Here is a 12,850-nt window from a genome sequence, read left to right on the forward strand (position 1 = left end):
CGGAAGCAGGTTAACTATGTGTCCCAAATATTAGCGGAACCTGACAATGGCCGTCTGGCCTACTTGCGATTGTTACTGGCTGGTCGGTCGTGCCGACGTTGAAGTCGAAGACGCAAACCTGGCCAGCCCGGTTTGCTAGTTGTGGCGGAGTCCGCCCTCTGTTTTTGCCTCCGCGCCCATCGAACCAACTTAGTCCGGGCCCTTCGAAGCGGCCGGATGACCAGGTTGGCGCCGCAGTATTTGCGGAAGCAGGGGAGGAATTTGTGGCGGTCGGGCCTGCAGAAGCGGCTTTACTGGCGCCTAGCCGGGGTGGGACCGTGAAGTCGGGATCTTATTAGGCGGCAGACGTCAGCGACATTCCGCCCGGGATGACGAGACTTCCAGCGGGGAGATACGCCGTGCTTCTGCAGGGCTGTGCTGCTCCGCCAGGAGGCGGGACGTCTCCTGTGCAACCGCCTGGGCGCAATTTTGCGCTGACCTCGGCGGTGCTTCGTAAGACCGGATGGCGGCTAAGGCGATCGCGATCAGGGCGACGAGGCCGGCAATTTTTGCCACGACTACAAGCCTTTACTAGATTAGAGCGATGATCAGGAGGACGATCGCGACGCCTCCTGCGATGAGGAGGCGCGTGCGGAGCCTTTGCTCCGCAGCAGCGAAGTTGGCTTCATCTTCAGGCTGAAGTTCAAGGCCGGCACGTTGCAAATACATAGGTGACCCCCAAAAAACCGGACGACGTCTCAAATTATGTATAGAGTGTTTACCTGTTTGGCGTCTTAAATTGCTAACCTTTGGCGCTTTTTTGATCATTAAATTGTGATGCGTGATATTTTGGCAGCTAGGCCAGTCCCCGCCCACTGCAATCGCGACCCACGTGAAACGAAACCCTGATCGCCCGGACCGCTTATCAGCGCTGGCCAGTCGTAGCCCGCGCCGTCCCACCACCCTTCAGGAGATGATCGATGCCGCAGCGTCCAATCTGGCGAGGACATTTACGTCTGGCGCTGGTGTCCTGTCCGATCGCGCTCTACAGCGCCAACCATGATCGCGGGTCGCTGCATTTCAACCTCATCAATCCAAAGACCGGCAACCGGATCAAGATGATCACGCAGGATGCTGACACCGGCGACACCTTGTCCCGGGGCGACCTGGTGAAGGGGTATGAGTTCAAGAAAGATCACTATTTGATCGTCGATGACGAGGATTTCGAGACGGCGCGGATCGAAAGTTCGACCACGCTGAAGATCGAAAAATTCGTCGATACCAATGCCATCGACCCAATCTATTTCGACGCCAGCTACTACGTGGCGCCTGATGGGGATGCCGGGCAGGACGTCTACCTCGTCTTGCGGGATGCGATTGCCAGCACGGGGAAGATCGCGCTGTCCCGTATCGTCATCGCCCGTCGGGAGCATCCGATTGCGGTCATGCCGATGGGCAAGGGGCTGGTCCTGCACACGCTACACGAGGAGCGGGATCTGAACGATTACGGCGCCATCTTCGACCATCTTCCGTCCAGCAAGCCCGACCCGGATATGATCCAACTGGCCACCCAGCTGATCGATCGCCAGACCGGCACGTATGACCCGGCCGACATCGAGGATCGCTACGAGACCCGGCTGCGTGCGGTGATCGACGCCAAGCTGAAGGGCGAAGGGATCGAAGCCGAGCAGGAGGAGGAGCCAGACCGCGGCAATGTCGTCGACCTCATGGCCGCCTTGCGCAAGAGTCTTGGCCAGACGGATGTGACCCCGGTCGCATCTACGAAGGCCGGCACTTCGAAACCTGGTAAGCAGAAGACGGCCGCCAAGGAAAAGCCCGTCGCCACGAAGAAGACAGCGCCGGCTGCCAAGAAAGCTTCAGGTCAGGCGAAGCCCGCCAGCCGGAAGCGCGCCTGAGTCGTGGTCGACCAATTATTCGTGGTCGACCGGCTCATGGTCCACCGGCCAGCGCTTCAGCTTCACATGCTGGGCGTCCTCCAGGCAGACCTCGCAGTAGATCATGTGCGTTTGGCCGTGGTAGCCCGTTTCGCCATCGCTGATGCCGCAATCTGGGCAGACGTAATGCCAAAGCTGGACGTTGGTCTGGTTCGTGGTGGTGGACATGCAAGGTCCTTCGACTGATGCGACGCTGTAAAGTGGAGCGACGGCGTTTCACCTTCATATTGGCATCCATGCTGGTGTCGTCGACTCACGATTTGATTCCCGGCGGTGTCTGACCGTTGAAGACGCAGCAACCCGGCGACGCTGTCATGCCCAATGCAGTGGCAAGTTTGCTGCGGCTTGCGAGTGCGGATTTGAGGGACGCCGGGCTGCTGTCATCCGGGCGCAACCCCGTGAATGCCCCGGCGCTGGTGAAACTAGCCTTCGACCACCTGGTTCTGGCCGTCATCGCAACCGAACGGGGGTGGCCGCGGCAGGCGCCCGAAGCGGCGTTGCGTTTGCTTCCGGACGCAACACCGCTGAAGGCCGGGCTGAACAAAGTGGCAGCGCTGCTACGGGCGGTGCAGATTTTCCCCGGCGTGATGCAAGATGGCGCCGCAGCGCCGGCCCCGGACCGGGAGGGCATTCGCAGCGCCATCGCCGCCATGTCAGCATTGCTCAAGGATCTTGCGAGCCAGTTCGAGGTCGATCTGCTGGGCGAAGGTCCGGCGAGACGCGCATCCCCTGTTCGTCCGGAACCCGCCCCGCCGCCAACGCCGCCGTCAACGCCGCCGCCAGCAAAGCCGCAGCTTGCGCCACCCAAGGCTCAGCCGTCGGTCAAACCGGCCGCCGTCATCGTGCCGCCGGCCAAACCCGACGCACTGCCTGCTGACGCGCACGCGGTTGCGGGGCGTTCACCGATCGAAGTCTCGACGTCACCCAACAGCACGGCCTCCGCGGCGTTCTGGGCGATGATGGATCGCTGGCATGTCGGGGACCTCGATGCGCTGGATCTGATCGGGCACGCGGGCGGGTTGACGAAGAAGGGCACTCGTCCGCGCTTCAAACTGGTTGGTGAGGAAGTGGCGATGTTCCAAGGCTTGCGGGAGATCGAATCGGCATTGGGATCCCTGCAGCTGAAACCGCAGGCGTGGCTGCACCAGGCGGTCAAGGCCGCGCCGTTCGGGGGCGCCACGCCGATCGCCTATCTGACCCGGCAAGGGCGATCCGGGTTGCGGGATGCGGTGCGCTTCATCCTGCAGCAGGGCCTCGCGCTGTCCATGGCTGCGAGCGTCAACGCACACGGGTCTGCATCGTGACTGCATAACGTCGCCGCCGCGCGCGTTAGCTGGTTGTGGCGTGGCATTTCCCGGGGGTCATCATGCGAGACAAGAAACTTTCCGCGTATCAGGCCAAGCGAGATTTCTCCCGCACCTCGGAACCGAGCGGCGATGCCGAGCCGCAACAAGGTGGGCGGTTGCGGTTCGTGATCCAGAAGCACGCTGCCACGCGACTGCACTACGATCTGCGGCTGGAGCTAGATGGGGTGTTCAAGTCCTGGGCGGTGACGCGAGGCCCGTCGCTCGACCCGCATGACAAGCGCCTGGCAGTCGAGGTGGAGGACCATCCGCTCGATTATGGTGACTTCGAGGGCACTATTCCCAAAGGCCAGTATGGCGGCGGTACCGTCCAGCTATGGGACCGTGGCTATTGGGCGCCGCAGGGCATGACGGCGGAGGAGGGGTTGGACTCCGGGGACCTGAAGTTCACCCTGGAGGGGGAGCATTTGCACGGCAGTTGGGTGCTGGTGCGGATCAAGAATTGGAGCGGCGGTAAACGGACCAATTGGCTGCTGATCAAGCACCGCGACGAGTTCGCGCATGAGGGCGACAATGATGCCCTGTTGGTGGACGATCGATCGGTCGCGTCCGGGCGCCCGATGGGCGATATCGAGGCGGGGAAGGGGCGCGCGCCGACGCCGTTCATGGTGCCGGACGGCAAGGCCGCCGTCGCGAAGGATGCGGTGTGGGACTCCAATGTCGGTCTGGCGCCCACGCTGCGCGCTGATGGCAAGACAGGATCCAAGGTGAAGACAGCAACCAAGGCGAAGCCGGCATCCGTTGTCGCGTTGCCGGATTTTATCGAGCCGCAACTTTGTCATTTGGTGGACCGGCCGCCGAGCGAGGCGGGTTGGGTGCACGAGGTCAAGTTCGACGGGTATCGCGTGCAGGCCCGGGTCAGCGATGGCGAAGTGGTTCTGCGCACCCGCAAGGGGCTGGATTGGACGGCCAAGTTCCAGGCGATCGCAGATGCCTGCGCCGGGCTGCAGAACGCGATCATCGATGGTGAAATCGTGGCACTCGATGCGAATGGCGCCCCGGATTTCGCCGCGTTGCAGGCGGCGATATCCGAAGGAAACACCAAAGACCTCGTGTTCTTCGTGTTCGACATGCTGTTTGCGGCTGCAGAGGATCTTCGTAGCCTGCCGTTGTTCGAGCGCAAGCATCGCTTGGCGGCGGCGGTGGCGGACTTGCCGGGCAAGGGCGGCCCGTTGCTGCGCTATGTCGACCATTTCGAGACTGGCGGCGATGCCGTCCTGCTGTCTGCGTGCAAGCTGTCGCTGGAGGGAATCGTCTCGAAGCAGGCGGACGCGCCCTATCGCTCCGGCCGCACGAATAGCTGGACCAAGGCCAAATGCCGCGCCGGGCACGAGGTCGTCATCGGGGCGTGGACCGATACCGGGGGCAGGTTCCGCTCGCTGATCGTGGGGGTCCATCGCGGCTCGCACTTCATTCATGTCGGCCGGGTCGGGACGGGGTTTGGCGGGGCAAAAATCGATCGGCTGGTTGCGCGGCTGAAGGCGGTTGCCAGCGCGAAAAGCCCATTCACCGGCCCGGGTGCGCCACGATCGGCCTCCAACATCCATTGGGTTCGGCCGGAATTGGTGGCCGAGATCGAGTTCGCCGGCTGGACCGGCACCGGCATGGTTCGCCAAGCCGCGTTCAAGGGTTTGCGCGAGGATAAGCCGGCGGCGGAGGTCGAGGCCGAAACCCCCGCCCCGGCGGCAACGACGGAGATCGCCAAGCCGCCAAGAAAGATCGTCATCGCCGTCCCGAAGGCCGGGCAGAACGCGAAGGGGGCGGCGAGCACCACCGAGGTCATGGGCGTGCCGATTTCACGCCCGGACAAGGTGATGTGGCCGGAGGCAGCCAGTGACGGCACGCCGGTGACCAAGCTGGATCTGGCGCGGTATTACGAGGCAGTGGGCCCGTGGCTGATCAAGCACCTGCAGGGCCGGCCGTGCTCGATCATTCGAACGCCCGATGGGGTGGGCGGCGAGACGTTCTTTCAACGCCACGCGATGCCGGGTTCGTCCAATCTGCTCGAATTGGTGAGCGTATCCGGCGACCGGAAACCCTATATCGAGATCGACCGGGTGGAGGGTTTGGCGGCCGTGGCGCAGGTCGCGGCGCTGGAGTTGCATCCGTGGAACTGCGATCCGTTTCATTACGAGGTGCCGGGCCGATTGGTGTTCGACCTAGACCCGGCGCCAGACGTTGCGTTCGCGACAGTGATCGCCGCGGCGATCGAGGTGCGCGACCTGCTGAAGCGGCTCGGCCTGGTCAGTTTCTGCAAGACGACGGGCGGTAAAGGCCTGCACATCGTCACGCCGCTGGCGCGCACGAAGCAGAACAATCCGAGTTGGGCGGAGGCGAAGGCGTTTGCCCATGCGGTTTGCAAGGTCATGGCGGATGCGGCGCCGGACCGGTACGTGATCAACATGGCGAAGAAGCTGCGGACGGGGAAAATCTTCCTCGACTATCTGCGCAACGACCGCATGGCGACGGCGGTCGCGCCATTGTCGCCGCGTGGAAGGCCGGGGGCGCCCGTGTCCATGCCGGTGACGTGGGCGCAGGTGAAGCCCGGTCTGGATCCGATGAACTACACGATCCGCTCGGTCCCGGGATTGCTGAAAAAGACCAAGGCCTGGGCGGAGTATTGCGAGTCGGAGCAGCCCTTGGCGGATGCGATCAAACGGTTAAGTGCGTGATGGCAGTGCAACGCGCCGGGTCGGACCGGTAGTTACGGGCCGCCCGCGCCGCCCTGGCTATTTCGCGACGCTGCGCACGGCCTCCGCCAGGCCGCGCACCTGGTCCAGCACCAGCTGCACGCTGTTGGCGGCGGCCCGGCCCTCGGGGTCGAGGCTGGCGGCCAGCGTGTCGATCAGCGCCGATGCGACGACCACGGCGTCGGCGGCGCGCGCGGCCTCCGCCGCCTGGGCGGGGGTGCGGATGCCGAAGCCGATGGCGATGGGCAGGTCCGTTGCCCGGCGCACCCGCGGGATCGCTGCCGCCAGGTGTTCGGCGGTGGCAGTGCGGGTGCCGGTGATGCCGGCGATGCTGACGTAATAGACGAAGCCGGAACTGCCGTTGAGTACCTGGGGCAGGCGGGCATCGTCGGTGGTGGGCGCTACCAGGCGGATGATGTCCAGGGCGTTGGCAGCGGCGGCGCCCGCCAGCCAATCGGCTTCCTCGCTCGGCAGGTCGACTACGATCAGGCCGTCCACGCCGGCCTTGGCGGCATCGGCGCAGAACTTGTCGGCGCCGTAGGACAGGATGGGGTTTAGGTAGCCCATCAGGATCACCGGGGTGTCGGCGTCGTGGGTGCGGAAGTCGGACACCATCGTCAGGGTCTTGGGCAGGGTGGCGCCGGCCTTCAGGCCGCGCAGGCCGGCGGTCTGGATGGTGGGGCCGTCGGCCATGGGGTCGGTGAAGGGCATCCCGATCTCGATCAGGTCGGCACCGGCGCCGGGCATGCCGTGCAGGATGGCGGTGCTGGTGGCGAGGTCCGGATCGTAGGCTTCCAGGAACGGGATGAAGGCGCCCCGGCCCTCGGTCTTCAGCTTGGAGAAACGGGCGGCAATGCGGCTCATAGCTTGACGCCCAAATGCTCGGCGACGGCGAAGATGTCTTTGTCCCCGCGTCCGCACATGTTCATCAACACGATGTCGTCCTTGGGCATGGTGGGCGCGATCTTGGTCACATGCGCCAGGGCGTGGGCCGGTTCCAGGGCGGGGATGATCCCCTCCGCCCGGCAGCAGAGCTGGAAGGCGTCCAGCGCCTCCTGGTCGGTGGCGGCGGTGTATTCGACGCGGCCGATTTCGTGCAGCCAGGAATGTTCGGGGCCGATGCCGGGGTAGTCCAACCCGGCGCTGATGCTGTGCGCCTCGGTGATCTGGCCGTCATCGTCCTGCAGCAGGTAGGTGCGGTTGCCGTGCAGCACGCCGGGTCGGCCGCGGGAGAGGCTGGCGGCGTGTTGGTTGGTATCGAGGCCGCGGCCGGCGGCCTCGACACCCATCAGGCGCACGTCGGGATCGTCCAGGAAGGGGTGGAACAGGCCCATGGCGTTGGACCCGCCGCCGATCGCGGCGACGGCGATGGTGGGGAGGCGGCCCTCGGCGGCCAGCATCTGGGCGCGGGCTTCGGTGCCGATGATGGACTGGAAGTCGCGCACCATGGCCGGGTAGGGATGGGGGCCGGCGACGGTGCCGATGAGGTAGTAGGTGTCGTCCACATTGGCGACCCAGTCGCGCATGGCGTCGTTCATCGCGTCCTTCAGCGTGCCAGCGCCGGAGCTGACGGGCACGACTTCGGCACCCAGCAGTTTCATGCGGAACACGTTGGGGGCCTGACGTTCGACGTCGGTGGTGCCCATGTAGACGGTGCAGGGCAGGCCAAACAGGGCGCAGACGGTGGCGGTGGCGACGCCGTGCTGGCCCGCGCCGGTTTCCGCGATGATTCGTGTCTTGCCCATGCGGTTGGCGAGCAGGATCTGCCCCATGCAGTTGTTAATCTTGTGTGAACCCGTGTGGTTCAACTCGTCCCGCTTGAAGTAGACTTTTGCGCCGCCGAGCTGTTTGGTGAGGCGTTCGGCGAACCAGAGCGGGCTAGGGCGCCCCACGTAATCGCGCAGATACCGGTCGAGCTCCAACTGGAAGCCGGGGTCGCGCTTGGCGGCCTCGTATGCGGCCTCCACCGACAGGACCAGCGGCATCAAGGTTTCGGCCACGAAGCGGCCGCCGAAGCCGCCGAACCGGCCGCGGCCATCGGGGCCGGAGCGCAGGGTGTTGGGGCGTTCTGTGGGTGACATGGTCAAGGGGCTCTCCGTTCGCCCGGCGGACATAGCGCAGCGCGTGACACAGGCCAAACGCCGGGTTGTCCTGATTGCGGAGGGGCACGTATATCTCCGGCGCATTTCAGAGGGCGGCCCGTCGATGCTGTATGCCAATAGTGGTACTTCGCCACGCGAGACGCTGCAGGATAGCCCACATGTCGCCTCCGACGCGGTCTGGCTGGACCTCGTCAGCCCGACCGAATCCGAGCGGGGGGTGGCCGAGCGGATCACCGGGCTGCGGATCCCGTCCCGGGAGGATTTGACGGAGATCGAAAGCTCCAGCCGGATCTACACCGAAGAGGGGGTGATCTACCTGTCGATGCCCTATAGCTACTGGGGCGCCGACGAGCGGTCGCACATCACACCCGTCGGCTTCGTGCTGGCGGAGAAGCATCTGCTAACCGTGCGGTACGAGGAATTGCCGGCCTTCGACACCTTTACCGAGAAGTTCTCCCATAGCGGCCTGCACGGCAGTGCCGAGATCTTCGTGGGCCTGCTGGAGGGGATCGTGGACCGGGTGGCCGACGTGCTGGAGCGTGTGGCGGCGGAACTGGATACGTTGTCGAAATCGACGTTCAAGAGCGAGGATTTGACCACCAAGCGCAGCCTGCGCCGGGCCGACCGGGAACTGCGCAATACGCTGACCCAGGTAGGCAAATGCGGCGACACGCTGGGCAATCTGCGGGACACCGTGCTGGCGATCGGGCGCATCGCGACGTTCGCCCAGCAGGCCTGCGCCGAGTGGGCCAAGCCGAACCTGCGCGACCGTTTGACGACGCTGCGGCAGGACGTCGCGTCGCTGAACGATTACGACCAGCAGTTGAACGGCAAGGTGAGCTTTCTGCTGGATGCGGTGCTGGGGTTCATCAATATCGAGCAGAATAACGGCGTGAAGGTGCTGACCGTGGTGTCCGTGGTCGGCATCCCGCCCACCTTCGTCGTTGGTCTGTATGGCATGAACTTCAAGGACATGCCGGAACTGGGGTGGGAGCACGGCTACATGTTCGGCTGGGCGATGATCCTGGTGAGCGTGGTGATCCCGCTGGTTTGGTTCCGGGTGAAGGGCTGGATCTGAGTCCCATTCCCGACCGCCTCTGTCAGGGGTGGAGATGGGTTCACCAGGTCCGGTAGGCGCCGGACGCGGTCGCTATGACGGCAAGGCCGGCGATGATGATGGTGGCCCACACCTGGACCTTGAACCGCTGATCATCCATCGCACTGTCTTTGATGCCATCGCACTGTCTCTGATGTAGGCGTCCCAGCGCGTTTTGGCGCGGCAGCAGATACCTCGCGGGTATGGGGCGTCGGCTGTTTCCAGGGTCTCCTCGCGATCATCGGACGCTTACGGCTTGGCGAATGGGGGCGATTGGCCGACGATGGGGCAATCATTGGAGGAAATAGCCTATGGCGCGGCGTGGCATGCAGTTCGGTATCTTCCTGGCACCCTTTCACCGCCGCGGCGACAACCCGACGCTCGCCATCAGTCGCGACCTGGAAATGGTCGAGCTATTGGATAGGCTGGGCTACGACGAGGCCTGGATCGGCGAGCACCATTCCGCCGGGTGGGAGATCATCGCGTCGCCCGAGTTGATGATCGCGGCGGCGGCGGAGCGGACGAAGCACATCCGCATCGGCTCCGGCGTGACCAGCCTGCCGTATCACCATCCGTTCCTGGTGGCGCAGCGCTTCGTGCAGTTGGACCACATGACCCGCGGCCGGGCGATGCTGGGCTGCGGCCCGGGGGCGTTGGTGTCGGACGCGTATATGCTGGGCATCGACCCGGCGACGCAGCGCCGCCGGATGGAGGAGTCGCTGGAGGCGATCATGGCGCTGCTGGCCTGCGACGGTCCGGTGACGCGCAAGACCGATTGGTTCGAGATGTACGAGGCACGGCTGCACCTGCGCCCGTATAGCGAGCCGCATTTTCCCATCTCGGTAGCCAGCACGCTGACCCCGTCCGGTCCGGTGACGGCGGGGCGCAACGGGGTGGGGATCTTGTCGCTGGGCGCGGGGATGCCGGGCGGCCCGGCGGCAATCGCCGGGCAGTGGCGGATTGCGGAGGAGGAGGCGGCCAAGGTCGGCAAGACCATGGACCGCAAGAACTGGCGCATGGTGATGAACGTCCACGTCGCCGCCACGGACGAGCAGGCGATGGAAGACGTGCGCGTCGGCGAGCGGCTGGAGACGGTGACGTATTTCGAGGACGCGCTGGGCCGCCCGCCGGGCCGGTCGGAAGATCCGCTGACGGACGGGATCAAGGCCGGCACCACGCTCGTCGGCTCCCCCGACACGGTGGCGCGTGGCATCCAGAACCTGGTGAAGCACAGCGATGGCGGCTTCGGCGGCTTTCTGTTCCGCGCCCATGACTGGGCCGACCGGGAGCAGACCTGGCGCAGCTACGAGTTGTTCGCCCGTTATGTGGCGCCGCGGTTCCAGCAATCGCTCGATACGGTGGCGGGGTCACAGGATTGGGTGGTGGAGAATCGCAAGACCATCTTCGGGCCGAACGTGGAGGCGCTGCGCAAGGCGTTCACCGACGCCGGACGCGCGCCGCCGGCGGGGTTCGACGCCCGGGCCAGCGGGGCGCGGGACGCGTAGCGGTCGCGGCCGGCACCTACGCCGCGACGGCTGCCGCGGCCAGGCGGGCTTCCGCCGCGGCAACGTAGGTCGGGTCGATCTCGATGCCGATCCCGTGCGCGCCTTCCGCTAGCGCCGCCAGCAAGGTGGTGCCGGCACCGGCGAAGGGGTCCAGCACGGTGGCGCCGGGCTTGCCGTGCAGGCGGATGCACCAGCGCGGCAGGTCCAGCGGGTAGGTGCCGGGGTGATTGAACTTCTCCGCCTTGGCCTGGACGGTCTTGTAGGGGATGAACCAGGTATCGCCGCGGCAGCGTTTGTCCTGGGCGTGGCCGCGCCGGGCGATGTTGGATTTGTCGCTGAACGGCACGCCGATCGCCAACCGGTCCAGCTTCACCTCGCCGGTCTGGGTCAGATGAAACACGTGTTCGTGGTTGCGGTTGAGGAAGCGTGTGCCGCCGGTCGGCTTGTTGTGCCCGACCGCGCCGGTGGCGCCCGTGGCGATCGATTTCACCCATACCACGTGGTTTTGCAGCACGAAGTGGCGCCGCAGCCGCACAATCAGCTCGAACGGCAGCCAGGGCTGGGTGGATGACCCGGCGATGTTGAGGAAGAACGAGCCGTCCGGCCGCATGACCCGGCGTAGCGCCAGGGACACCTGTTCCATCCAGTCGAGGTAATCCGCCTCGGCCTTGGTGTCCTGATAGCGCCCGTAGGCGATCCCCAGGTTATAAGGGGGGGACGTGACCACGACGTCGACCGATCCGGCAGGCATCTGCCCGAGCACCGTCAGGCAGTCTCCGCAATGCAGCACGCCAGCCGACCGCGAGGCGTCAGGCGGATCGGGCGTGGGCTAGTCGCCAGGCCGGGCCGGGGTGCGCCAGGTTGCGGACGAAGCTCCAATCATCACGAAGCTCCATCACGGCGTCGGCGCCGGAGACGTGCTTGCCGTCGCGGTCCAGGGTCTGGCTGATTTGGTCGGACACGAAGCGGACGGTGATCTCGGCCTCGCTGCCCTGGAGGGTCGCGGCCTCGATCGTGGCCTGGTGGATGGAGCGGATTTCGCTGGTTTGCGTCTCGCCGGCTTCCTCGCGCGTTTTGATCGCCCCTTCGAAGATGGCGAAGGTCTCGTCCGTCAGCAGCGGGCGCAGGGCGGCAGCGTTGCCGGCGGCGAACTCGGTCACGATCAGGCGAAAAGCGGCTTCGGCGCCGTTCAGGAAATGCTCGGCGTCGAAGCTGCCATCGACCCGGCGCATCTGCGCCAGGGTCTGGCCGAGGGGGGAGGCAGTATCCGGCATCGGGCGGGTGGGGACGACCACCGGCTCGGCCGTGCCGTCGATGACCGGGCCGGACGGGCGGCTGCCCACCGGGCGTGCGGCACCCTGGTTCGGCTCGAACCCGTCGCGACGGCCTAGGATGCCGCGCAAGCGCAGCACCAGAAAGGCTGCGACCATGCCAAGCAGCACCAGATCGATCGGAAACCCGCCTGCACCCATAACAACCCACTCCTACAGCGCCACAGATAGGGCTCCGCGGGCCCATCCACAACGCCGACCGTTTCATCCGGCGAGATTGTGAGCCCACCGGCCGCGCGAGGGGCGGTGACACTGCACGATTGCCCGCCGGGCCGCGGAAGGCTAGGGGGTAGCCGCATGATCCTGCTGCGTCACGGCCAGAGCGAGTTCAATCTCCACTTCACCGCCACCCGGAAGGATCCGGGGATCGAGGACCCGCGGCTGACCCCGCTGGGCCACGAACAGGCGGAACAGGCGGCGGAGGCGCTGTTCCAGGCGGGGATCCGGCGGATCATCGCGTCGCCCTATACGCGCGCGCTGCAAACCGCGGCGCCGCTGGCCAATCGGCTGGGGCTGCCGGTGCTGGTGGATACGGTGGTGCGGGAGCGCTATGCCTTCGTCTGCGACGTCGGCAGCCGGGTCGCCGATCTGCAGCAAACCTGGCCCGGGCATGATTTTTCCGCGATCGATGACGTGTGGTGGCCGACCGAGGCGGAGCCCGAGGCAAGCGTGGTGGCGCGCGCAGCGAATTTTCGTGCCGAAATGGCCGCGCATCCGGACTGGCAGGACACTCTGGTGGTCAGCCATTGGGGGTTCATCATGGCCCTGACGGGTAAAAGCGTCACCAACGGCCAGTGGCTGCGCGTTAACCCCACGGAGCCCGCCCCG

General features: G+C 65.5%; 11 protein-coding genes. 6 read left to right on the forward strand and 5 right to left on the reverse strand.

Features of this window, described 5'->3' with window-relative positions:
• The first annotated feature begins 959 nt into the window (after positions 1-959).
• On the forward strand, positions 960-1,895 hold the full coding sequence (locus GSQ76_RS26575; RefSeq protein ID WP_158747101.1) for a Ku protein: 936 nt from the start codon (positions 960-962) through the stop codon (positions 1,893-1,895).
• Positions 1,896-1,910: 15 nt separating this feature from the next.
• On the opposite strand, the gene GSQ76_RS26580 is transcribed toward GSQ76_RS26575, so the two are convergent.
• Positions 1,911-2,102: a hypothetical protein gene (locus GSQ76_RS26580; RefSeq protein ID WP_158747102.1), complete on the reverse strand. Its 192-nt coding sequence runs from the start codon at positions 2,100-2,102 to the stop codon at positions 1,911-1,913.
• 116 nt (positions 2,103-2,218) lie between these two features.
• Here GSQ76_RS26580 and GSQ76_RS26585 point away from each other — a divergent pair, with 116 nt between their 5' ends.
• Together GSQ76_RS26585 and ligD are read left to right on the forward strand one after the other, a co-directional pair.
• Positions 2,219-3,238 carry a hypothetical protein gene (locus GSQ76_RS26585; protein ID WP_158747103.1) on the forward strand — a complete coding sequence of 340 codons (1,020 nt, stop codon included), beginning with the start codon at positions 2,219-2,221 and terminating at the stop codon, positions 3,236-3,238.
• Between the two features lie 62 nt (positions 3,239-3,300).
• Positions 3,301-5,970, forward strand: a complete 2,670-nt coding sequence (gene ligD / locus GSQ76_RS26590) for a DNA ligase D (RefSeq protein ID WP_158747104.1) — start codon at positions 3,301-3,303, stop codon at positions 5,968-5,970.
• Between the two features lie 57 nt (positions 5,971-6,027).
• On the opposite strand, the gene trpA is transcribed toward ligD, so the two are convergent.
• Positions 6,028-6,852, reverse strand: a complete 825-nt coding sequence (gene trpA, locus GSQ76_RS26595; RefSeq protein ID WP_158747105.1) for a tryptophan synthase subunit alpha — start codon at positions 6,850-6,852, stop codon at positions 6,028-6,030.
• Positions 6,849-8,069, reverse strand: coding sequence for a tryptophan synthase subunit beta (gene trpB, locus GSQ76_RS26600; RefSeq protein ID WP_158747392.1), 1,221 nt, complete (start codon positions 8,067-8,069; stop codon positions 6,849-6,851). Before trpB ends, trpA begins: the two co-directional genes overlap by 4 nt.
• On the opposite strand from trpB, the gene GSQ76_RS26605 reads away from it, so the two are divergent.
• Positions 8,068-9,168 carry a magnesium transporter CorA family protein gene (locus GSQ76_RS26605; protein WP_254070682.1) on the forward strand — a complete coding sequence of 367 codons (1,101 nt, stop codon included), beginning with the start codon at positions 8,068-8,070 and terminating at the stop codon, positions 9,166-9,168. The two genes, trpB and GSQ76_RS26605, sit on opposite strands and share 2 nt — an antisense overlap.
• A gap of 329 nt (positions 9,169-9,497) precedes the next feature.
• Positions 9,498-10,691 carry an LLM class flavin-dependent oxidoreductase gene (locus tag GSQ76_RS26610; RefSeq protein WP_158747107.1) on the forward strand — a complete coding sequence of 398 codons (1,194 nt, stop codon included), beginning with the start codon at positions 9,498-9,500 and terminating at the stop codon, positions 10,689-10,691.
• Positions 10,692-10,707: 16 nt separating this feature from the next.
• Here the strand turns inward: GSQ76_RS26610 and GSQ76_RS26615 are convergent, their stop codons facing one another.
• Together GSQ76_RS26615 and GSQ76_RS26620 are read right to left on the reverse strand one after the other, a co-directional pair.
• The gene (locus tag GSQ76_RS26615; RefSeq protein ID WP_254070648.1) at positions 10,708-11,481 is read right to left on the reverse strand and encodes a site-specific DNA-methyltransferase; all 774 of its coding nucleotides are present in this window, start codon (positions 11,479-11,481) and stop codon (positions 10,708-10,710) included.
• 19 nt (positions 11,482-11,500) lie between these two features.
• Positions 11,501-12,163, reverse strand: a complete 663-nt coding sequence (locus GSQ76_RS26620; protein WP_158747109.1) for a Tim44/TimA family putative adaptor protein — start codon at positions 12,161-12,163, stop codon at positions 11,501-11,503.
• Between the two features lie 156 nt (positions 12,164-12,319).
• Here GSQ76_RS26620 and GSQ76_RS26625 point away from each other — a divergent pair.
• Positions 12,320-12,850: histidine phosphatase family protein (locus GSQ76_RS26625; RefSeq protein ID WP_158747110.1), on the forward strand; the 531-nt coding region annotated here is incomplete at its 3' end.

The sequence above is a fragment of the Acidisphaera sp. L21 genome, assembly GCF_009765685.1.
Taxonomy (GTDB): Bacteria; Pseudomonadota; Alphaproteobacteria; order Acetobacterales; family Acetobacteraceae; genus LMUY01.